The sequence below is a fragment of the Pseudoalteromonas spongiae UST010723-006 genome (genome assembly GCF_000238255.3).
In the GTDB taxonomy this organism is placed as follows: domain Bacteria; phylum Pseudomonadota; class Gammaproteobacteria; order Enterobacterales; family Alteromonadaceae; genus Pseudoalteromonas; species Pseudoalteromonas spongiae.
Window position 1 is genome coordinate 629334 of sequence record NZ_CP011039.1, and the last position, 23577, is coordinate 652910.

The 23577-nt window shown below is 42.0% G+C and carries 17 protein-coding genes; 9 read left to right on the forward strand and 8 right to left on the reverse strand.

What is annotated here, in order from left to right; all coding sequences use genetic code 11:
- Positions 1–2 precede the first annotated feature (2 nt).
- On the reverse strand, positions 3–1289 hold the full coding sequence (gene surA / locus PSPO_RS02975; RefSeq protein WP_010560922.1) for a peptidylprolyl isomerase SurA: 1287 nt from the start codon (positions 1287–1289) through the stop codon (positions 3–5).
- Between the two features lie 20 nt (positions 1290–1309).
- Positions 1310–3532, reverse strand: coding sequence for an LPS assembly protein LptD (lptD, locus tag PSPO_RS02980; protein ID WP_010560921.1), 2223 nt, complete (start codon positions 3530–3532; stop codon positions 1310–1312).
- Between the two features lie 333 nt (positions 3533–3865).
- Between lptD and PSPO_RS02985 the strand changes: the two genes are divergently transcribed.
- The 3 genes from PSPO_RS02985 to djlA are packed head-to-tail and all read left to right on the forward strand — an operon-like array spanning position 3866 to position 6383.
- Positions 3866–4873: an aminoglycoside phosphotransferase family protein gene (locus PSPO_RS02985; RefSeq protein ID WP_021032983.1), complete on the forward strand. Its 1008-nt coding sequence runs from the start codon at positions 3866–3868 to the stop codon at positions 4871–4873.
- Positions 4870–5538: an N-acetylmuramate alpha-1-phosphate uridylyltransferase MurU gene (gene murU / locus PSPO_RS02990; RefSeq protein WP_010560919.1), complete on the forward strand. Its 669-nt coding sequence runs from the start codon at positions 4870–4872 to the stop codon at positions 5536–5538. The genes PSPO_RS02985 and murU overlap by 4 nt, the downstream gene beginning before the upstream one ends.
- A 5-nt stretch (positions 5539–5543) precedes the next feature.
- Positions 5544–6383 (forward strand): co-chaperone DjlA, encoded by an 840-nt coding sequence (djlA, locus tag PSPO_RS02995; RefSeq protein ID WP_010560918.1) that lies wholly within the window; start codon positions 5544–5546, stop codon positions 6381–6383.
- A gap of 36 nt (positions 6384–6419) precedes the next feature.
- On the opposite strand, the gene PSPO_RS03000 is transcribed toward djlA, so the two are convergent.
- The 3 genes from PSPO_RS03000 to rapA are packed head-to-tail and all read right to left on the reverse strand — an operon-like array spanning position 6420 to position 10930.
- The gene (locus tag PSPO_RS03000; protein WP_158523431.1) at positions 6420–7268 is read right to left on the reverse strand and encodes a DUF3530 family protein; all 849 of its coding nucleotides are present in this window, start codon (positions 7266–7268) and stop codon (positions 6420–6422) included.
- Between the two features lie 57 nt (positions 7269–7325).
- Entirely contained in the window at positions 7326–7979 is a 654-nt protein-coding gene (rluA, locus tag PSPO_RS03005) for a bifunctional tRNA pseudouridine(32) synthase/23S rRNA pseudouridine(746) synthase RluA (RefSeq protein WP_010560916.1), read from the reverse strand.
- Between the two features lie 56 nt (positions 7980–8035).
- Entirely contained in the window at positions 8036–10930 is a 2895-nt protein-coding gene (rapA, locus tag PSPO_RS03010) for an RNA polymerase-associated protein RapA (protein WP_010560915.1), read from the reverse strand.
- A gap of 230 nt (positions 10931–11160) precedes the next feature.
- Here rapA and PSPO_RS03015 point away from each other — a divergent pair, with 230 nt between their 5' ends.
- Positions 11161–12549 (forward strand): PhoH family protein, encoded by a 1389-nt coding sequence (locus tag PSPO_RS03015; RefSeq protein WP_040641353.1) that lies wholly within the window; start codon positions 11161–11163, stop codon positions 12547–12549.
- Between the two features lie 433 nt (positions 12550–12982).
- Here PSPO_RS03015 and PSPO_RS03020 read toward each other — a convergent pair whose 3' ends face one another.
- The 3 genes from PSPO_RS03020 to PSPO_RS03030 all read right to left on the reverse strand — a co-directional run bounded on the left by PSPO_RS03020 (position 12983) and on the right by PSPO_RS03030 (position 16983).
- Positions 12983–13936, reverse strand: coding sequence for a hypothetical protein (locus PSPO_RS03020; RefSeq protein WP_010560913.1), 954 nt, complete (start codon positions 13934–13936; stop codon positions 12983–12985).
- 217 nt (positions 13937–14153) lie between these two features.
- Entirely contained in the window at positions 14154–15929 is a 1776-nt protein-coding gene (locus PSPO_RS03025; protein WP_010560912.1) for a DUF885 domain-containing protein, read from the reverse strand.
- 109 nt (positions 15930–16038) lie between these two features.
- On the reverse strand, positions 16039–16983 hold the full coding sequence (locus tag PSPO_RS03030) for a D-2-hydroxyacid dehydrogenase (protein ID WP_010560911.1): 945 nt from the start codon (positions 16981–16983) through the stop codon (positions 16039–16041).
- A 92-nt stretch (positions 16984–17075) separates the two neighbouring features.
- On the opposite strand from PSPO_RS03030, the gene zntR reads away from it, so the two are divergent.
- From zntR to PSPO_RS03055, 5 genes are all read left to right on the forward strand, one after another.
- A complete protein-coding gene (zntR, locus tag PSPO_RS03035) occupies positions 17076–17489 on the forward strand; it encodes a Zn(2+)-responsive transcriptional regulator (protein WP_010560910.1) in 414 nt (137 codons plus the stop codon).
- The gene (locus PSPO_RS03040; protein WP_010560909.1) at positions 17476–18735 is read left to right on the forward strand and encodes an SO_0444 family Cu/Zn efflux transporter; all 1260 of its coding nucleotides are present in this window, start codon (positions 17476–17478) and stop codon (positions 18733–18735) included. The genes zntR and PSPO_RS03040 overlap by 14 nt, the downstream gene beginning before the upstream one ends.
- 302 nt (positions 18736–19037) lie before the next feature.
- Positions 19038–20447, forward strand: coding sequence for an imelysin family protein (locus tag PSPO_RS03045; protein ID WP_010560908.1), 1410 nt, complete (start codon positions 19038–19040; stop codon positions 20445–20447).
- A gap of 63 nt (positions 20448–20510) precedes the next feature.
- Positions 20511–22166, forward strand: a complete 1656-nt coding sequence (locus PSPO_RS03050) for a di-heme oxidoreductase family protein (RefSeq protein WP_010560907.1) — start codon at positions 20511–20513, stop codon at positions 22164–22166.
- Positions 22163–23569: a di-heme oxidoreductase family protein gene (locus tag PSPO_RS03055; RefSeq protein WP_010560906.1), complete on the forward strand. Its 1407-nt coding sequence runs from the start codon at positions 22163–22165 to the stop codon at positions 23567–23569. Before PSPO_RS03050 ends, PSPO_RS03055 begins: the two co-directional genes overlap by 4 nt.
- Positions 23570–23577 lie beyond the last annotated feature (8 nt).

Below are 23577 nucleotides of genomic sequence, written 5' to 3' on the forward strand. Positions count from 1 at the left end.
AACTATTCTTCTACAACTTCAATATAAGCTTGTTCGCGTAATTCACGCTGGAACGTAAAGCTTTCTTCTTTAAAGCGACGATTAAAAATCATTTGGTGCGCGCGGTTTTGTTTAACAAGCTCAGTTTTGTCTGATACGCGACGGTCTAACAATTCCATAATATGCCAGCCATATTGGGTTCTGAATGGCTCACTGAGTTGGCCTTTTTCCAAACCTAATGCGGTTTCTTTAAATTCGCCTACCCAAGAGTTCGGGTCTGTCCAATCATATTCACCACCGTTTAATGCTGAACCTGGATCTTCAGAATGCTCTTTAGCTAACTCTCCAAAGTCAGCATTACCTGCTTTTAAATCCTCAACAAAACCTGCGAGCATAGAACGCGCTTTTTCTTCCGATACAATAATTGATGGTTTAACAAGAATATGACGTACTTTTAGCTCCACTGCTTCAACAACTTCAACACCACGTACATCTTGTAGTTTGACGATGTGGAAACCAGCGCCTGAACGAAGTGGGCCGACAATATCGCCTTTCTTATGGCCTTTTACCGCCTCAGCGAATAATGTTGGCATTTCGTTAATGTTCATCCAACCTAATTGACCACCTTCAAGAGCTTTACCACCACCTGATGACGCAATTGCTATTTGCTTAAATTCGCGACCTTCGTTTAGTAATCGAATAACGGCTTCAGCACGCTCTTTTTGTGTTTTGATATCGTCTGCAGTGGCATTTTCAGGGATCTCAATCAGGATATGACCGATATCGTATTCTTCGTTTGTCTGCCCTTGCTGCTCTAAAATGCGTAGTAAGTTTTGTACTTCTTGTAAGCTTACATAAACGCGGCGTTCAACACTTGCACGCATAGTGCGGCTAGCAACCATTTCGTTACGAATTTCTTCACGATAAGTTTGGAAGTTATCTCCGCTAGCTTCCAGCGAGCGGCGCATATCGTCAAGGGTTGCACCTTGTTCACGGGCCATTTGCGAGAGGGTTTGGTCTAACTGTGCATCAGAAATACGTAAACCAATACGTTCACCCATTTGCAGTAGCAGAGCTTGGTCAATAAGTTTGTCGATTGCTTGACGTCTTAGCGCCGTTTCTGAAGGTAACTCCTGACCAGAATCTTTTGCACGGTTTTTAACACGGTTTACCAGTGCGTCTACTTCACTTTGTAAAATAACACCGTCGTTAACTTTTACGGCAACGCTATCAAGTTCAGTAAGGCTGTATGCGCTTTGGCAGAAAGCAAGTAGGGCAACGCCCGCTGTCATTAATCGTTTTAACTTCATTGATTTTTTCTACTTACATATTAATTTGTTAGAAAGTAAGGTCTGCGATAACTAAAGATGCTTTGGTTGAGTAGTTTTTGCGCATCTAGACCCATTATAAATTTAATTTGAATACTCGAGTCAAATTTAGCTGATTCATTAGCAAACTGACCAACTGGTTTGTTTAAGTCAGTTTCTATTTGTCTGCTACCAGATAATTGAATCGCCCAACAACATGATTGGTATTGTACACCAGTTAAAAACTCCACGCTGCGATCTGATTCTAGGTCGCGCTGGTAGCTTGAAACAAGTTGCCATTGCTCGCCAATTGGGTAGCTAGCAAAAATACCAACTTGCTCAATTGTATTTCCTGAGACATTGTTTGCGTACCTATGGTTCAATTGAATTAACTCATTATTATCCCCTTTATAATCGAGGGTGAGGTGTGAGTTAACAAGGTCGCTGCCGTCAGTATCGTATTGCATACCTGCAGACAGGTACCAATTCTTGTGCCAATGTAACATAGCTTCACTGGCAAATAACGAGTTATAACTCGCATTGTCGTCAATCTCAGACGGTTTAGCGTCATCCGAAACGTAAAAGATTTGACCAATACTAAAGTTAAATACTTCGTTATTTTGTTGATTAAATATACGTGTTGTTGCGCCTAAGGTAAATTGATTTGCCGTAGCAATACGGTCTACGCCCGAGAAGCGTTGCTCGCGAAACAATCCGTGGAAATCATCTTGTAGCTTTACTGTATCGTATAAGCCGATATTTGACTGATCTTTTTCTGGAATAAACAAATACTGAGCTTTCGGTTCAAGTGTTTGTAGGCCGCTATCCACTAACCAATGAGTATCACGTTCAAAATTAATTTGTCCGTAGAGGCGCAGTTTTGGCAAGGTGCGGTTTACGTTTTCCTCTAATTGAGTGCCAAGTAAATCACCTTGTTGATGGTAATTCGTTTGCAGCAAACTAACCTCAGATAAAAAGCTCCATGCGTAGTCGCTAATGCCGTAGCTTAACTTAGGCTCTAAGTGAACACGGGTGGCTTTTTCGACCAGAGCTTCTTCGTTTTGAAAATGGGCAAATTCACCGTTTAAAGTAAAGTCGACACCATAAAAATCAAACGCATTAACTTGGCTAAAGCTAATTTGTGGCAGTGCGCGATAAGACTCTAAATGATCACCAAGCACCTCAAAGCCTTGTAACTTCATATCGGTATGCCAGTAATCACCTAAATGAGTTAATTGAATAAGGTGATTAAGCTGAGTATCGGTACGATTAGCATAGCTCGACCCCATATCGTTAATATAGTTATCATCACTGATATTCGTGATGTCAATTTGGCCGCGCCAGTTATCGTCAATTTTGCTGTATTGGCTTAGGTGTAGTAAATAACGACTGCCCAACTCTGGTTCAGAATCATCGCTATTAAGGTACTCAATTGCAGCCATACCTTGGTGCTCTTCAGTTAAATAGCGAAATTCAGTTTGCAGTTGAAAACCCTGATTTGACATGTAACGCGGGGTAATCGTCGCATCCATGTCTGGCGCAATATTCCAATAAAACGGGGTTTCAATCTCTAAACCATAACGATTAGAGCTGGTAAATGTTGGTTGAATAAAACCAGATTTACGTTTATCCGATATTGGAAAGGTAAAATACGGTAGGTAAAACACCGGTGTGTCATACACTTTTAATACCGCACCGTAAGTTTCACCCCAGCCTTCTTCTTGTGATAGTTTAATTTTTTTTGCATCCAGCGCCCACACAGGGTTATCGCTTGGACAAGTTGTAAAGCTGGCATCTTGCAGGAGCAAAAGTGATTGATTTACTTCAAGCAGCTTGGCCTCGCCGCGACCTGCTTGTTGGGTAAATTGATATTTAGCGTCACCGAGCGATAACTCAGATGAGGTTAAGTTAGCAAAAAAGTGTTTTGACGAAATATAGCTGTTGGGATCCTGATAAACAATTGGGCCAATAGCATTGAGCATGCCATTTATTTTATCAAGTTCAGCGCTGGATGCGGTTAGACTCATCTGTGTCGAGTCCATCATCACGTTGCCGCTAAATAGCGCTTTATTTTTTCCTGCTAATTCTACCTGATCTGCGTTAATCGCAAGCTGACCAACAGCAAGCTGAGAGGTAGACTGCCAGCTTAAGTTAGGATCGGTTTCGCACAGAGAAAACATATCTGAAGCACTGGCCAGAGGTGACATAAAAATCAGTGTCGCAAATATGCCAAAAGGGCGTTTCATTAATCAGATAACCTTGTGAAAAAGACCTTACTTACGTTTTATACTATGCGCTGTTTTTGTCAGTAAGCGAATTTTGGAGCTTACACTTAATTTTATATGGTTAAACAGCGGCATTTTGTTGCACCAAAAACTTGCTGCCTTGAGCATAATTTAAAGCGTACACGTAACTAAGCCTATAATAATTTAATTTTAATGATTTCTCTCATTACTTGAACTGTTAATATACCATTGAAAAGAGAAAAATACTTGTGCAATTAAGCGCCATTTATAGTCTGTTAGCAAATGGCACAGGACAATGCACAATTTGTAATTAATTGTAGTTGGGGTTAAGCCTTGCATAACCAAATGTTTGATGCGTTTTTAACGCAAAACTTACCGAATTTAGAACAACAAAACGCATTCAAAGTTGAGCTCATTACAGGTGACGCGAGTTTTCGTAAGTACTTTCGTGTTTTTACTGATAACCACACTTATATCTTAATGGTTTCGCCACCAAATTTAGTCGATAACGAACCCTTTATCGAACTGAATCAGTTGTTTAGTCAGGGCTCTTTTAAAGTGCCACAAATTCTAGCAGTAGATAAAGAATTAGGTTTACTGCTTATTGAAGACTTAGGAAGCACTCACTTTGCTGATTGTTTAGGGCAAGGTTGTGAGCAGAAATTGTACCATCAAGCGATTGATATGCTGCCTAACATTGCAAAGTTAGCAAAAACCAACGCAATGAAGCCGTATGATGCAGCGTTTATCGATCTTGAACTAGAAATTTTTAATCACTGGTTAATTGAGCAGTTTTGTCAGATTACAATGGATACTGGCGCGCAAAAAACATGGCAACAAGTGAAGCAACAACTGATTAATGCGTTAGAAATGCAGCCTAAAGTGACAATGCACCGTGATTACCACAGTCGAAACTTAATGGTATGGCAACAACAGCTGGCAATTATCGATTATCAAGATGCAGTGCAAGGCCCGCTCACCTATGATTTAGTGTCACTTACCAAAGATTGCTATCACATTTTACCTAAGGCGTTTCGTCAAGAACTTGTACGCTACGGGTTTGCACAGTACGAAAAAGCGGGAATGACAGTCGGTTTATCGTTTGATGATTTTGAACTCTTATATACCTTAACCGGTATTCAGCGTCACTTAAAAGCAGCGGGTATTTTTTGTCGATTAAGTATTCGAGATAACAAACAAGGATACCTACCTCATGTGCTTGATACCATGCACTATGTTGTTGAAGCATGTGACGAATTAGCACATTCATTTCCTGTCCTAGGTTACTTTTCACAATGGCTTAAAGTGAGTGTTTTACCAAGCTTAAAGGCAAAATTATGAGAGCAATGATCTTAGCGGCGGGGCGCGGAAAACGCATGATGCCATTAACGGCAGATACCGCAAAACCCATGCTAAAAGTGAATGGCAAACCGCTCATTGAGTACCATATCGAGCGCTTAAAAGCTGCGGGTATTAGCGAAATTGTGATTAATTTGGCTTGGTGTGGGGAAAGTATTCGCAACACATTAGGCGATGGCAGCCAATTTGGCGTGAGTCTCATTTATAGTGACGAAGGCGGCGAAGGTTTAGAAACTGCCGGTGGTATTATTAATGCTCTCGATTTACTTAGCGAGACATTTATTGTCATAAACGGTGATATTTTTACTGATTATGATGCAACAAGTTTGACGCAAATTGCGCTATTGCCGCAACAAGCGCATTTAGTGTTAGTTGAAAATCCAGCACATAATCCGAACGGTGATTTTTCGTTAGTGCAAGGGTTTGCATCAAGTGATAGCGGTGCCGAAATAAAACATACATTTGCGGGCATTGCGCTTTACCATAAGTCATTTTTTGCGAATACCAAGGCTGAATTTTTACCACTCGCGCCAATGCTGCGAGAAAAAATGGCCGAAAAATTAGTGACCGCCGAACTGTACATTGGCAATTGGCAAGATGTTGGCACACCTGAGCGATTGGCCGAAATTAACCAACAGGAGTATTAAACTAAATGTGGGGTAAGTTACTAGGTGCAGGGTTTGGCTTTTTATTTGGTAAATGGTTTGGCGCAATTTTAGGTCTTTATTTAGGCCACTTATTTGACCGCGGTTTAAAGCAAGATTTTAATAAAGCCGGAGGCTTCCAAGGCTTTTTCGACAATAGTAGCGTCTCTGAAAAACAAGCGTTATTTTCTTATACCTGCTTTGCCGTAATGGGTCATATTGCTAAATCGAATGGCCGAGTTAACGAACAGCATATTAGTGCTGCGTCTCGTTTTATGGATGAAATGGGATTAACTGATGACGCGCGCCGCGATGCGCAAAACGCATTTCGCAGTGGCAAACAAGCTGACTTCCCGTTTAAGTCAGTACTTAAAGATTTTCGCGATCGCTTTTCAGGTCGTTATGACCTGATCCAATTGTTTCTTGAAATTCAAATTCAAATGGCATTTAGCGATGGCGAATTAAGCGATAAAGAACGTGATTTACTCAAACAGGTGAGTAAATACATTGGCATTAACACGACTCACTTTAAGTTTATTTTAAAGCGTTATATTGCAGAGTTTGAGTTTCATCGTTATCAACATACAAAGCAAAATCAGCAGCAATCTCATCGCTCGTCAACGAACAAAGCGCAAGATACGGCATTAACAAAAAGTGCAGCATTACAAGTGCTAGGGTTAGATAGTAATGCCGATGAAAAGGCGATTAAAAAGGCCTATCGTAAATTAATGGCTCAGCACCATCCAGACAAATTAGTGTCGCAGGGGTTACCACCTGAGATGATGCAGCTCGCCAAACAGAAAAGCCAAGATATTCAAGCAGCATATGAATATTTAAAAGCGAAGTAGCAGGTTAGGCTTAAAAGCTTAGCTACAGGGGGTTAGTTAAATACCTAACCAGGTTAAAAAACCATATATTTCTTTAGATAAACGCTGATGTTGCTGCTCACTGGATTGGTTGCCAAATAAAGCGCGTTGGCGATAGTTTAATTTATGGTTACGTCGTGCAAGTTTTTTGCGCTGTACCATTTGTTGGTTAAGCCAATGGTTTTGGCTTTGATAATAAATATCCAGTGTTGGCCACGGGGTCGTAGTGATGGTTTGGTTTAGTGACTTGTTTTTCTGCGCTTCGTTATAAAAGTTATTAAGCAAAATCAGTGCATCAATTTGTTCCGATGTTTGCTGATTTAGATAACTATTCAAAATTGCGCCGCTTTGTCCTTGCGTAATCACAATAACAAAACCCGGGTGAGTTAGCGCTTGCTGATACATGGCTTTAAAACGACTGGTTAAACTAAGTGCGTAGGCGTCGAGGTCGGGCTTTTTAAATTGCGATAAACTTGGCGCAACGCTTACGTTATCATTATCGGGCAATTCATCATTATTTATACGTGGGCTACTACCTGCGCTAATACTGTAAGTAACCCAACCATAATCATTTAGTGATTTACGTAAAAAGTCGATGCCACGGTCATTCGATTGGGTTAAGTGCCAATCAGCAATTAAGATCGCAACACCCTTTTCAAATTCTGCCGTGTGGTCTCGGTACAAGGCTGTTAACTCATTGTCGCCAGCCATTACTGTTACAACCTCTGAAGGTTCGAAGTAGTGCGACACGTCTTGATTGTTTTGCAGCTCTTTATTGATAGGTGCGAGCCATTCAACATCCTTAGCTTGCGTTAAGAACGCGCTAACAAGTAACAAACAAACTGTAAGGTAAAATTTAGGCTTCACACGCATGATTTGATTTTGACTTTTTAAGCTTATCGACACTCTAAGCTAATATTTTAGTTAAAAATCAGGATCACTATAAAAACTGAGTTGCTGTTTTGTAACAGGGTGAATGAAGCTTAAGTATTGCGCATGAAGTTGTAATCTTGTCGCCATAGCAAGTGCGTCGTCGTGCGCATAAAGACGATCGCCTAAAATCACATGACCTAACGATAACATATGTACACGCAACTGATGTGAACGACCAGTGATTGGCGTTAAGGCAACACGCGTTGCATGTTCTTCATAGCTTAACACCTCATAATGGGTAAGAGAGGGCTTTCCTCGTTCATGATCCACCATTTGTTTTGGTCGGTTTGGCCAATCGCAAATTAACGGAAGATCCACAGAACCTGTTTCTGGTTCGAGTTTGCCATAGACGCGAGCGATATAACGCTTTTTGGTTTCTCTGTCTTGAAATTGGCGGCTTATTTCACGGTGCGCCGCTTTATTGAGCGCAAGGCAAATAATGCCTGAGGTGGCCATATCAAGGCGATGCACTATGGTTGCCGATGGAAATACTAAATTAACGCGGTTAATCAGGCTGTCTTTGTGCTCAAGCGCTTTGCCCGGCACGGTCAATAAACCACTTGGTTTATTAAGAATGATTAGGTCATCATCACGATATAAAATGTTGATGTATGGCGAAGTAGGCGGGTTATAGTTTAACAGCACAGTGATTCCAGCAAAAAAAGGGGCTTAATCTAAGCCCCATTTTAAAGCAATTATAGTTAGTGAGAAACCACTATTAAGCGGATTGCATCAAGCTTAAGCTCTGCTTTTTCAACATGCTCAAGTAATTGTGATTTTTGCTTTTCTAAATAAAACAGCTCGTCTTCACGTACGTTCGGATTAAGTTGTTTTAGCGATTTTAAGCGTGCTAGCTCATCATCTAAGTTAGTATTTACACTTTCTTTAGCGCTTTGTTTTATTGTATCTAATTGACTTTGTGCTAGTTTATTTGCCGTTTCAATCATTGGGTGAACGCTTGATTGCAGTGCCGAGGCAAGCTTGCTAGCAGTTTGTTTACCAACCGCATTAAGTTGCTGATTAAACGTATCAAAGGCGACATTCGCAGCTAAATCATTACCGTTTTTATCAAGTAATAAACGCACAGGTGTAGTTGGTAAGAAACGACCCATTTGCAGTGCTTTTGGTGCGCTGGTTTCTGCAAGGTACACTAACTCAACAAAGAAACTTCCCGCAGGTAGTTGCTTGTTTTTAAGTAGCGCAACGGAAGTAGTGCCGAGATCATCATCAATAATCAGCTCCATTGCACCTTGCACCATAGGGTGATCCCAACTTAAAAAGTGCACATCTTCTTGTGCAAGTGCGGTGTCGCGGTCAAAAGTAACGGTTAAACCTTCGTCACGTAAACACGGGAACGATGGCGTTAGCATATGTTCAGTTGGTTTTAGAACAATTGAGTTCTCACCGCGGTCTTCTTGTGAAATACCGAAAATATCAAACACCTTGATCATAAACATAGGCAGTGCGGTTTGGTTATCAAGCGCTTCAATATCGCTTACCAATTGCTCTGAGCGGCCTTGTCCTTTTGAATGTAGTTCAAGTAATCGGTCGCGGCCTTGCTCCATTTTTTGCTTTAACGCTTGGTTTTGCTTGTTTACCGATTCAAGTAATGGATCAAGCTCTTCCTCGTCGGTGTTATGGCTTGCCACGAACTCCAATAATTCATCTTTGTATTCTGAATACAGCAGTTGTCCAGTGGTTAATGTGTGTTCAAATGCTTCTAGTGCGTCGTGGTACCAGCGGAATAATACTTCTTGCGCAGTGTTTTCAAAGTACGGCACATGAATTTTAATGTCTTCCCTTTGACCAATACGGTCTAAGCGGCCAATTCGTTGCTCAAGTAAATCAGGGTTTAGCGGTAGATCAAATAAAATTAGGTGGTGGGCAAACTGGAAGTTACGTCCCTCTGAGCCAATTTCAGAACAGATTAATACTTGCGCGGCATCTTCTTGCTCGGCAAAGTATGCTGCTGCGCGGTCACGTTCAATAATGCTCATACCTTCGTGGAACACCGCGGCTTTAATACCTTCACTTTCACGAATTGCTTGTTCTAAGCTAAGTGCTGTTTGCGCTTCACTACAAATTACTAATACTTTTTCGCGTTTTAGCTCAAGTAGTTTCTCGGCTAACCATTCAACACGTGGGTCAAATTGTGCCCAGCTAGCAGATTCGCCTTCAAACTCTTGGAAGATCTTTTCTGGAAATAATGCACGTTTAGCGCGCATTTCCGCATCTTTTAAACCAGCAATATTACCCATTACATTCATTGCTGTAGTGTATTGTTTCGGCATCGTTACAGGGTAAGCGTGTAGCTCACGTGATGGGAAACCTTGGATGCTACTACGGCTGTTTCTGAACAAAATGCGGCCTGTACCGTGTCTGTCGAGCAGCATTGATAAAATTTCATTTTTAGCCGCTTGCTCACCTTGTTCAACTTGGCTAAGTAGTGTGGTGATATCACTCTCATTTAATAGTGATGTAAGGGTTTGTTTTGCGTTATCGCTTAAGGCTTCATCAGCTAATAGTTGGTTTGCCGCATCAGCAACTTCTTGATAGTGGCTTTCTTCTTCCACAAACGCTTGATAATCGTAAAAACGGTTTTCATCAAGCAGTTTTAAACGGGCAAAATGACTTTCGTGACCTAGTTGATCAGGCGTAGCGGTGAGTAGAATTAAGCCCGGAATGTCTTGGCTTAGTTCAGCAATACGGTTGTATTCTGTGCTTGATTTCTTTTCGCTCCACTTTAAGTGGTGCGCTTCATCGACGACAAGTAAATCCCAATCGGCAAGTGTAGCTTGCTCAAACCAAGTTTTCTTTTTCGTAATAAATTCAAGGCTGGTTAGGATCAGCTGTTCAGTTTCAAACGGGTTTGCAGCATCGGCATAGGCTTCTGTGCAGCGTTCATCATCAAAAATTGAAAACTGTAAGTTGAAGCGACGCAGCATTTCAACTAACCATTGATGCTGTAAGTTTTCAGGCACCACAATAAGCACGCGAGAAGCACGACCTGTAAGCACCTGTTGGTGAATAATCATACCGGCTTCAATGGTTTTACCTAAACCAACTTCATCTGACAGTAATACACGTGGGGCAAAACGTTTACCTACTTCTTCAGCAATGTAAAGCTGGTGTGGAATTAAGCTTGCGCGCGCACCGACTAACCCTTTTAAGCTTGATTGTTGGTTTTGGTGAACATTGGTAAGCGTGTTATGGCGCAGAGTAAAGCGGTCAAAACGGTCAATTTGCCCTGAAAACAGTTTATCTTGCGGCTTATTAAATTTAATAAAGTGATCGAGAAAGGTTTCTTTAAGTGCGACTTGCTCTTGATTGTCTTCGCGAGTACCAGTGTAAGTAAACAAGCCATTTTCTTCGTCAACCTGCTCAACTATGAGTTCCCATTCGTCAACGCTACGAATTTTATCACCTACATTAAATGCCACTCGGGTAACAGGTGCTTCAGAAATACTGTAAACGCGGTTCTCACCACTGGCTGGGAATAAAATAGTTACTTGGCGTCCTTCACAGGCTACGACCGTACCTAAGCCTAAGTCGGATTCGGTGTCACTGATCCAGCGTTGACCTAAAGAAAAGCTCATTTTTAACTCGCTACTATCGAAAAAAGGCGGCTATGTTACCTAGATTTCTCGTTGGATTCACCTGTTAATTTAGAACTCGTGAGGTTAATACCTATTCGCCGCTTTAATGTTTGTAATTTAGCCAGAATTTTGCACTTTTTTTGTCATAAAAAAGCCAAATTCCTGAAATAGACTAAACTTAAAAGTAAAGCAAAAACCATAAACCCGCCAGCTAAGAGAAGGAACAGCTTATGGGAAAAATGCGCAATAACGATGATAAACTCTATGTCCTAGATACCAACGTATTACTTCACGAACCTTTCGCTTTTTTATCTTTCCAAGAACATCAAGTCGTTATCCCAATGACAGTGTTAGAAGAGCTGGACCACATTAAAGATCGCAAAAAAGATGTGAGTCGAGACGCACGGATTGCTATTCGAGCTTTGGATGATGTACTAAGAGACGCAAGTCCTGAAGAAATGCTCGCTGGGGTTGATCTTTCAACGGTCGCTAAAAATTGTACGGGTAAACTAACAATTGTTAACGACCATATGTTTGAGGATGCGGTTTCGGGTTTACCAGGAGATGAAAACGACCACCGCATAATTAATACCGCACTGCATTTGCAGCAGCTAAAAGTCGAAGTAAAAGTAGTGTTAGTCACTAAAGACATAAACATGCGCTTAAAAGCTAAAGGAGCGGGGCTTGAGTTTGTTGAAGACTACCGCACCGATCAGCTCATTGATGATATTAGCTTGCTAACAAGCGGCTATAAAAAGCTTGATGGCGATTTTTGGCAGCATGTAAAAGAGTGTGACAGCGAGCAGAGCGGTCGAGATACGTATCATACCGTACCCCGTAATTTGCTTAATGAAGTCTTTATCAATGAGTACTTACTTGACGAGACAGGTCACTTTGCTGCCCGTGTGGTGGATTACGACGAAGAGCATATTAAGCTACTTGATTTGGGTTTTGAGCGTATTATGGGACGCAGTGCTTGGGGCATTCAGCCCAAAAATGTTTATCAAGCAATGGCGATTAATGCGCTGCTCGACCCGCATATGGATTTAGTGATTTTGACAGGCCCCGCAGGTTGCGGCAAAACCTTGTTGGCATTGGCTTGCGCCCTTGAACTTGTGATTGAACGGGGAATGTACGATAAGGTCATCGTGACCCGTAACACGCCCGAAATTGCTGAATCAATCGGCTTTTTACCAGGCACCGAAGAAGAGAAAATGATGCCTTGGCTTGCGGCGATAACCGATTCCTTAGAAGTACTTCATAAAAACGACGAAAATCCGGTTTCGAGCCGTAATTACATTATGGAAAAAGCCAATATTCAATTTAAGTCGATTAACTTTATGCGTGGACGCAGCATTCAAAATGCGATTGTTATTTTAGATGAAAGCCAAAACTTAACCGCATCGCAATTAAAAACCATTATTACCCGTTGTGGCGAAGGTACTAAATTAATTTGCTCGGGTAACTTGGCACAAATTGACAGTAATTATCTAACCCCAGTGACTTCAGGGTTAACCTATATTGTTGAACGTTTTAAAGACTTTCAAGGCAGCAGCACGATTAATTTAAACGGTGTAGTACGCAGCCGTTTAGCGAGCTTCGCTGAAGAAAATTTATAAGCTAACGAGTGAAGGTGTCTAAAAATGACATCGATGAAAAGTTAAAAGGGCTGATGTTTATCAGCCCTTTTTTTGTTTGATGATTTAAGCGGAACTATCGTTAACACATTTAACGCTAAAATTCATAAACGCAGGCGCAAGAGAATCATGTGTTATAGCTAGGGTCTGTTGACCTTTCAAGTTCATTTTTGCAGCAGTTTGATTGGGTTTTATACAAGGCAGAGGCTGCGTGGCATAGTTATTCTATGTGAGCCAGCCGATAACACAGTAGAAAAGCCAATCAAGCGCTGCCGAACGGTTCCTTTGAGCGCACTTTTCTCATTGTTGCTCGACATTCGCTTAGATTACTAGGCCACACATCGAGCGCCGCGATAAAAGCACGCTCAAACAGAACAAAAATAGAACAGCAAAGGTCAACAGACCCTAGTGCGGTTTAAATTATATCAACTATGTATTGTTTACTTTTCAGCATACTCCAAGAGCTACTGCTTACCTCGGCAATTGGGTATTGCTTTGGCCCAGTGACTTCACCGACTAAGTATTTTAAGCCATTAATTTCAACATGCTTGTCGCCTTTGCGAATCGGTAAATTTAACCCAATTAGCGCATGATTAGGGGAGGTAATAATAGCGATGGTCAGGCGCGGGTAAATCGCTTTTAAAATAGCGCTAGTGAGCACAAGTTTACTGTCTACATCGCCGTATTGTTGGCGGATCAGCTTAAGAGGTGGCTTAAAGTTTTCGCCACTGTTATGAAAACGGTCTGGCAACTCAGATGTTGGCATCGCTTGTACCCAACTTAATACAAAGTTAATGACTGTTTTCGGTCTAACGTTATTGCCAAACTTAGTTAAAATAGCTTCTCTAATCGGTGAAATATAGTCATATGAATTTTTCACAAAGCGCGGTAAGTCAGGTCTAACCGCATCAATTGCCCAGATGGCCTCTAAATCAGCATAGTGATGCTTGCGTAAATAGCTTTTACGCGCACTTTGTTTTGCTTTTTCTACTCGCGCTTCAACGTCCTTTAATAGCGCTTTGTCATCACTGTAAACTTTATATTCAATGCTACGTTCTTTACGCTGTGTTTCGAGTGTGTATTTACGTCGGTCGAACTCTCTAATGGTGTTTCTTACCTTTATATCAATCTTGTCGAGGTATTCTTGTGCGTTAAAGCCTTTAAAGCGGCGGTAGTGGTTAAATAGTTGGTCGTTTGAGTAGCTAAAACTAAGCTTTTGTTCTTTGTCTTGATCATCAAGCCAAGTGTAATAAAACGTTTGTTGTTGTTTTTCTTGTACCACCTTGCGCTCAAACGAGTGACTAAAAAGCGGTAAAGCGCAAAGGCTCAAAATGACTGCGAGTAATAAACTTGGTTTAAGTTTAACCATGATAAGTTCCAAGGTTGCGTAAAGTCTGTTAGGTGAATTGTCATAAATAACAATAAGCTTAGTCAAGATGTTGTGATAGAACGAAATATTTCTGTTGATTTAATAAATTCGAAGACAAACTTTCTTAACGCTGGTTACTAAGACTATTAATTTGGGTAATAAAAAAAGGAAGCACATGCTTCCTTTTAAATCTTGGATTATTTACCTTGAATACAGGTTACTTATCCATTAATTCACGAATGTATTTTACCGGCGAACTACCGTAACTTAAAAACTGTTCGTGGAATGCTTTTAAGTTAAAATCGTCACCCAGTTTCGCTTTTTGCGCTTCGCGGAAATCGTAAATTTCACGGTAGCCAGTGTAGTAGCTTGTTAGCTGAACTTGGCTCAGCGTCGCGCGGCGCCATTTGCCTTCTGCCTCAGCGCGTTCTTGGAAAGCACCATTCATAAGTAGATCTAAGCCTTGTTCTTTACTGATGCCTTCCACTTGGATTTGATAATCCAAAATCGTGTTACAAATTACGCGTAAATTCCATTTGTAGTACATTAACCACATTTCTGGCTCAAAATTACCGTAACCTTCTTCTAGCATCATGCGCTCTGTGTACACCGCCCAACCTTCGATCATTGCGCCGTTTCCGAAAATACTCTTAATTAGAGACGGTGACTCATTTGAATAAACTAATTGAGTGTAATGGCCCGGAATTGCCTCATGAATATTTAAAATTTGTAAAATCCAGTGGTTGTACTCTTTCAAATACGATTCGGCTTGTTCCTCGCTCATATTATCGAGTGGCGTAACGTTGTAGTAGGTGTTTTCTTTTTTCGCATATGGACCGGGAGCACTAATCGATGCACCGGCAAAACCGCGCATATAATCTGGCGTTTCGCGCACCACTAGCGGCTTTTCAGGATCAAGAGTAATGAGATCTTTTTCTTTAATAAAGGCTTCAAGCTCAGGAATTTGCTTTTTAATTTCTTCAACAAAGTTTTCGCGTTTTACGTGCTTAACCGCAAGGTGATTAATCAGTGTTGAAATTGCTTTTTGAGGTTCACTTGGCATCTCTGTATTGGCAAAATATTTAGGCCAAAGTTGCTCGGTGATTTTTAACATTTCAGCGGTAACACGGTCTTTATCTGACAACGCTTTTTGATAAACCTCTTTTGCGCTGTAACCCGACTGAATATCAAATGCGAATTTTTGCTCGTAAAGCGCTTCGCCAATTCTAAATGAACGTGCGTTATTGTTTGCGACCAGCTCTTGTTCCAGCTTAGTTAAGAATTCAATGTATTCATTAATCGCAGCTGTTGCTGCTTTAAAGCGGGTTTCAAATAATTGCTTATCAGCGTCCGATAGATTTGAGGTTTTAGCTTTATTAAATAAATCTTTATTTAATACGCTAAAAGCTCCTTTATTTTGGCTAATTGCCAACTGTGTGTACTCAAGTGTTGGCGTATCAATATTGGCAATGGCTGCTGCATAGTAGGCAGGTACATTTTCAAGACGTTTTAATACTTTCGTGATTTTTGTGTTGTCATCATCAAAGCGGCTATTAATGATTTGTGCAAACCCACCTGCAACATTATAATTTGATGGATTCCATTGCCACGATTTAAACGTGTTTACCGTCCAAATTGATTTCTTTAATAGATTTTCGATTAAGTGATAATCGGTTTTTAAATTGGCAGGTAATTTATTAAGGTCAAACTGGGCCAATTTAGCGAGTTGTGTATTGGCAAAGTTAATATCGTTAACGCGGCTTTGTGCGTCGGGAACCGTTAAAATATGGTCGTATTTGCCGTAACCTGCGTATTGCGACCACTCAGGACGGTGACGCCAAAAGTCTTCAATAAATTTTGCTGAAAACGCTTCAAATGCAGCAGCTTGAGATTGCTGTTGGCTTGCAGGTGCGTCAGTTGTTGAATTGGTTGTTTGGCATGCACTAAGGCCAAGTGCTGCAACCAGCGCTAAACTTAAGGCTGTTTTTTTCATTGTGTTTCCCTTGAGTGATTAAAGCGACTAAGCGAGTTAAAGCCGCGTTAAAGTCAGTGTATCAATTTCGCTTAAAAATCGAAGTTTTTTCGATAAAAGGTCAACAACCCTATACACGGTTACGTGTTTCGCCATTTTCAAAGGCACTGATATTTAGCGCTATTTGCTTAATTAAGCGCGAGATTGACTGCTTGCTGGCCCATGCAATATGTGGTGTGAGCAATAAGTTGCTCCTTTGATACTGAATGAGCGGGTTGCTATCTTGTGCGGGTTCCTTGCTTAAAACATCAATTGCCGCTGCTTTAATTTGGTTGGTTAGCAGCGCGTGTGCAAGTGCGCTTTCATCAACAATGCCACCGCGTGCAGTATTAATTAGTACCGCGCTAGATTTCATTAGTTTAAATTCGCGCGTACTAATTAAATTTTCAGTTTCTTGGTTAAGGGGGCAGTGAACCGAAATGATATCGGCGTTTGCTATCGCGTCATCAAATGCAACTCGACCGTCACGTACAGGGCTGTTTTTACGCTCACTAATCAAAGTTTCAATGCCAAATGCTATCGCGGCTTTTGCTACTGCGCGTCCTAAATCGCCATACCCGATTAATGCCATTTTCAAACCCGCTACTTCGTCTATTGAGTGGTCTAAAAAGCAAAAATGGCTCGCGTGTTGCCATTGATTGTTATGACAATCAGCAATGTATTGATGGGTATTACCTAGTAAGTTAAATAATAAAGCGAACGTGTGCTGCACCACGCTTGCGGTGGAATAGCCTGCAACATTGGTAACCGCAATGCCATGCTGTTTTGCCGCCACTAAATCAACATTATTGGTGCCTGTGGCGGCAATGCAAATTAGCTTTACCGTGCTTAGTTGAGATAATGCTGTTTGGTCTATCACTACTTTATTGGTAATTATCACGTCCATACCTTGGCAACGTTCAATCACTTGGGCAGGCGTGGTATTGTCAAATAATGCGATGTTTTGTGTAAGCGCATTTAGCGGTGATAAGTCACCATTTTCAATTGTTGCGTAGTCGAGAATAGCAATTTTCATAATTTTAAATATTTGGTTTGACTTTGGAGTTAACTCTAAGGTTTATACTTAGTAGGAAAGTTAGATTTAGTGTATCTCAATTAGGCAGGCAAATGGTAAAAATAGGTGAAATTGCAAAACGGTTAGCAGTCTCGACCGATACGCTTCGTTACTATGAAAAGCAAGGCATTCTCAATTCATCGGCGCGTAGTGAGTCGGGATATCGCTTGTATTCTGAACAAGACGTTGCGCAGCTGTCGTTTGTACTAAGGGCAAAGGATGTAGGCTTTACACTGAATGAAATTAAAGAGTTACTTGCAATAAAAGTGGATAAGCAAAGTCACAGCTGTGAGCAAGTTAAACATTTTACGAGTGAAAAAATAACGCAAGTTGAGCGTAAAATTGCCGAGCTAAATACCATTTTAAATTCGCTTAAATTACTGCAAAAATCATGCTGCGGCGGTAATGAACCCGCCGTTCATTGTTCAATTCTTTCTGCGCTGGAGGCACAAAATGACGCTCGTTAATAACTTTATTGATCTCTTTATTATTTCAGCGCCTTGGTTGTTATTGGGGTTGTTTATAGCGGCATTAATTAACGTTTACTTACCTGAGAATTTTCTCAATCGCCACCTTGGCAAAGAGGGCTTTGCTACTACCATTAAAGCGGCTCTTATTGGTGCGCCAATGCCGCTGTGTTCTTGTGGCGTAATTCCAGCTGCACTCGGGCTGCGAAGGGCGGGAGCGTCAAAAAGCGCAACCACGGCATTTTTAGTCTCTACGCCCGAAACAGGTGTTGATTCAATTTCTGTCTCGTATGTATTGCTTGGCCCATTTATGGCAATTATCCGACCGATTGCAGCGGTTGCCAGTGCCATTACGGCAGGTTTATTAGTGGGCGGTGAAAGCAAAGGCAATACGCAACAAAGCGCTCATAACATAAAAGAAAAAGCCGATGATACTTGCTGCAGTAGTGCGCACACCACAGAGCAAAATGCGGCGCAGGCTAGCAATATGGTTTCAGAACAAAAGATGTCATGCTGTAGTACTCAGCAAAAGCCTGTTGTGCAAACTTCTCCTTGTTGTGCGCCAACAGTAGCTGAAGCTAAGCCGAATGTAACAAGCAGTGCTGCTTGTTGCTCGGTAAAAGATTCTGATGAGCAAAAAGAAAATACTACCTCGTGTTGTTCCACAGACAAAGAGACGCAGCTTGTAACAGAAACCGCGACAGCAAAACTCAAGCGTGCATTTTCATTTAGTGCTAACAAACTGCTAAGTGATACCGCAAAGTGGCTGATGATAGGTTTGTTTTTTGCCGCGTTAGTGCAAACCTTTGTACCGCAAGATTTTCTACAACAGTACGGTAATGGAATTTGGGCCATGCTAATCGTAATTTTAATTAGTATTCCAATGTATGTATGTGCAACTGCATCAACGCCTATTGCCGCTGGGTTATTAATGTCGGGTGTTAGCCCCGGTGCTGCGCTGGTATTTATGTTAGCGGGGCCGGCAACTAATGTAGCTACATTAGGTGTGGTAGCGAGCGAGCTAGGCAAGCGCGCGGTGGTCGCTTATTTAACTGGAGTTATTGGTGTTGCGCTAATTTTCGGCTTTATTACCGACTATTTGGTAGCACGCTATCAATTCGCAATCGTACCGTCGCTACAAGAATCGCATCATGTATTACCTATGTGGCTAGAGTACGGCGCGGGAGCCTTACTTTTGGTGTTAATGTTGCGCTTGGTTTGGCTCAAATTAAGTAGCGCCAAGTAACTTGTGTATTTGCTTTTAGGTGTACTAGTTGATTGATATTTAAGCTTGAAAGGCATTGTTTTTTACGATGACTCGTTTAATAAAAAAGGAGCCCATAGGCTCTTTTTTTTGATCTAGATCAAGTTTATAAATTTAGATGAATCAAAATATAAACTTATTTTAAATATTTTTAAATGATAATGATTTCTGTTATTGATCTAATTTGTTTTGGGTTTTAGAATGCTTCGCAGTTTTATTAAGCCAATTACGTTTTTGATAAAAATTGGTATTACTCAATCATAAAAATATCAGGGATTAACATAATGAAAAAAATAGCGAATTTTGCACTTTCTTCGTTATGTGTTGCAATGCTTGCAGCATGTAGCGGTGACGATGGCAAAGACGGGGCAGACGGCGCACCAGGTGCAAGTGGCGAAAGTGGTGTATCAACGTATGTGACCGAAAAAGATGTCGTTGTTACCAATGCGCAGCATGCATATGCGGTTTATGCCGATTCACTTATCGCTGCTAAACAGCTTAAAAATGTGATTGAGCAGTTTGTTGCAGAGCCAAGCGAAGCTAACTTTAGCGCCGCTAAAAATGCGTGGTTAGATGCTCGCGAACCTTATGGTCAGTCAGAAGTGTATCGTTTTCGTGAAGGGCCAATCGACAATCTAACGCGTGATGACAATGGTAACCCGGTATTAGTTGCTGAAGAAGGTCCTGAAGGCGCAATCAACGCATGGCCACTAGCCGAAGCGCTAATTGATTACACAATTGACATGGATGGCGCACAACTGCCTGAAAACCCTGCAAGCTTACCTGTAGGTGGCAATATTATTGCCGATCTTGCTGAGTTCCCAGATATCACCAAAGCGTTACTCGCTGAACAGTTTGAGCGCGGCGATGATGAAGCTAATGTAACATCAGGCTATCACGCGATTGAATTTTTACTGTGGGGACAAGATCTTAACGCCGATGGTTCTTACACGCCAAACCGTGACTACAGTGCTGGCTACCGTAAAGTAAACGATTATTATACTGCGGCAAGTGGCATGGGTGAGTGTACATCTGGCGTAGATAACGTGGTTGATTCGGTTATTTGTGAACGCCGTGGTGACTACCTAATTGCAGCAGCAGATTTACTGATCGACGATTTACAAGGTGTTGTTGATGCATGGACTCCAGGTTCAGGTTTTCACTATGTTGAATTTACTAAAGACGAAAATGTAAAAGCGTCGTTAGCGAAAATTCTAGAAGGCATGGGCCGTTTAAGCTTTGGTGAACTTGCTGGTGAGCGCATGAGTATTGCACTTCGTACCGATTCACAAGAAGACGAGCACTCGTGTTTTTCAGATAATACACACCGCGATATTTTCTTAAATGCTAAGGGTATTCAAAACGCATTTAATGGTGCTTACCAGCGCATGGATGGCGAAACATTAGAAGGTGCTAGCATTTACGATTTACTGGTAGTGGATGGTTCGCACGAACTTGCCAATGAATTACGTGCTGCGATTGAAGATACGATGGCGAAAGCGGCGGTTATCGATACTAACGCTAAGCTAGGTTACTCATTTGATGTGCAAATTCAAAATGCTGACTTAAAGCAACCTGTGACGCACACAATCGAAGCGCTTAAATCACAAACACAAGTGATTAAACAAGCAATTGAAGCGTTAGAAGTAACCACGGGTGATCTTGAGCAAGATACTGACGAGTTTGGTAGCTAATTAGGCTAACACTATTATTGGCGCTGCTATTTTGCAGCGCTTTTTTCGTTTCTAGGGGCATTTATGAAGCGACATCTTTTACTAACTAGTTTTATGTTAAGTGCTTTGGGTTGTGGTGGCTCATCGCAATCACCAGAAGCAAAGCCTAGCGAACCTCAACCGCCTGTTGTCACACTGCCGGGGCAGCCAAATGATGGCTTAGCGCCGCTTAGTAGCAGTACGCCTGACAACAACGAGCACCTAGCGGGTGGCGCAGTAACAACCGATGTTCAAAATGAAGACGCATTCAGCCAATCGGCACCGGCAATTCGCAGTGATTTTGCATTAGACGCGGTATTTAAATCGGGCGACCACTTGTTTAGAGGCACACACAAAGGGTTAGGCCCAGTTTTTAATAACCCAACTTGCCAAGGGTGTCATATTAAAGATGGCCGTGGCGAAGTGCCAAGCTCACCGCAGCGTGCAATGACTAGTATGTTCCTACGTATTAGTGATGAGAATGGTCAACCCGATGCGGTGTATGGCGACCAATTACAAACATTTGGCACGGTTGCCGGACACCCGACAGGCGCATTACCTAAATTTAACGGCGCGTTAGATGAAGGTTTGGCATATGGCGAAGCCTACGCATTTGTTGAGTATGAAAACATAACGGGTAAATTTGCCGATGGCGAAGAATACGAGTTGCGCAAACCCATTTATAAAGTAACCGATTTATCTTACGGCCCATTTAACGACACGGTAAGGTTCTCTGCCCGTGTTTCACCTGCGATTTTTGGCTCAGGTCTACTGCATGCAATTCCAGAACAGTACATTACCAGCTACGCTGACCCCGATGATGTTGATAATGATGGTATTTCTGGCCGTGCTGTGTATGTAACAGAGCCTATTTCAGAGCAAACTAAATTAGCACGTTTTGGCTATAAACTTGGCACTGCATCCGTGTTACAGCAAATAGCGGGGGCTTATCGCGGTGATATGGGCGTGACTAATCGTATTAACCAAGCAGAGCCGTGCACCGAAAATCAAGTTGCGTGTAATGAACAAGCGGCATTAGAGCAAAACAGTGAAGCCAATGGTCTTGATTTAAGTGATTTAGATCTCGCACAAGTTGAATTTTATAACCGTCTATTAGCTGTGCCAGCAAGGCGAGGGTTTGACGTGCAAACCAGTACTTGGCAAGACGATGTCAAGCATGGCCGTGCGTTATTTTTCGACGCGAACTGCAATGGCTGCCATGTACCACGTCATAAAACTGGTGAAGCACCGGCTAGCTTGTTAGGTGATGTCGACATTCTTGGCTTTACTGGCGAAAGTACGCCGATTGCTGCACTTAGCGAGCAAGTTATTTATCCTTACAGCGACTTGTTACTACATGATATGGGTGGCGAATGCGCGCCTATTAAATTAGAAAACGCACAAGGCGGTAGCTGTCAGGTTGGTGAAAATTGCATTTATGTGAAGCGCTGTGAAGGTCTTGCAGATAACCGTCCCGAGGGGCAAGCATCTGGCACTGAGTGGCGTACAACACCGCTTTGGGGATTAGGCTTGGTTCAGCAAGTAAATGCGCGCGCTACTTATTTGCATGATGGTCGAGCACGCACCATCAGCGAAGCCATTTTATGGCATGGCGGTGAGGCAGAAAAAGCTAAGCAAGCCTACCTCGCAATGTCCAAAACTGAGCGCTCACAATTATTGGCGTTTTTAAATTCACTATGATTAAACGAAGTCTTTTAACTGCGTGTACTTTTGGCGCTTTGCTAATTGGTTGTAAAGATCAAGCTGTACCTGAATTTTCACATAGCGAGTTGCGCCCTGGTGGCGCAACAACCTTAAAGCGACTTAATACACGTACTTTTATTCATCCCTCAGAAAATCTCGATTTAGATAGACAGCTTGATTTTTGGGATGGCTTTTCATTCTTTCGTGATCCTTGGGTCGCAGCACCTGCTGCAACTCAAGACCGTGATGGTTTAGGCCCGCTTTACAACGCGCGTTCATGTAAAGCATGTCATATTCGTGGTGGTCGAGGAAAGCTTGTTGGGGAAGGCACGCATTCGCCAATGGCATTGCTTTTTCGTTTAGGCAAGGGGGATGATGGTGATGCGGTTGATAAACACTATGGCGGTCAATTTCAGCCATTTGCGATTAAACTAGCAAAACCTGAATCACTTTCTGCGGAAGGCAAAGTAACCATTCGTTACGAAACCATATCGGGTCAATATGCGGATGGCACGCCTTACACTTTAAGCAAGCCACATTATCAATTGGTTGATTTAGCCTATGGTGAATTGCAGCCTAATACGGTGTTATCGCCACGCTATGCGCCAGCACTTTACGGAATGGGGTTGTTGGACGCGATTCGTGAACACGATCTTATTGCGCAAGAAGATATTGCGGATAAAAACAACGATGGTATTTCGGCTAAGTATAATCGTGTGATGAGTGCTAAGACTAAGGAACAGGTTATTGGACGTTTTGGCTTTAAAGCGAGTCAACCAAGTTTAGCATCACAAACGGCAGCGGCATTTGTTAATGATATCGGCATAACCAATCCGTTTTTCACACACGATACTTGCACGCCATCACAACCACTTTGTCAACTTGCATCAGCAATGGGCGGTCACGACCGCACGCTAGAAATACCCGAAAAGCTGCATAAGTTAACGGTGTTTATGGGAGCGCACATTGCGGTGCAACCGACCCGAAAGCTCACTTCAGAAAAAGCACAACAGGGCAGAGCACTTTTTTATCAAGCGAATTGTCATAGTTGTCACACCCCAAGTTATACCACGGCAAGCGACTATCCGCTTAAAGAGTTGGCAAATCAAACTATCTGGCCTTACACCAATTTGGCGTTACACGATATGGGCGAAGCACTGGCTGATGGTAAAGCAGAAGGATTAGCCAATGGTCGAGAGTGGCGTACGCCACCACTTTGGGGGCTAGGATTACAAGAAAACGTACAAGGCTATCAGGCATTTTTACATGATGGCCGCGCGAAAACAGTGGCTGAAGCGATTTTGTGGCATGGCGGCGAAGCCGAGCAATCAAAAAGCGCGTTTGTAGCGTTTGACCAACAGCAGCGTGACGCATTGATTTATTTTCTAAAACAAATTTAAGGGCAAAT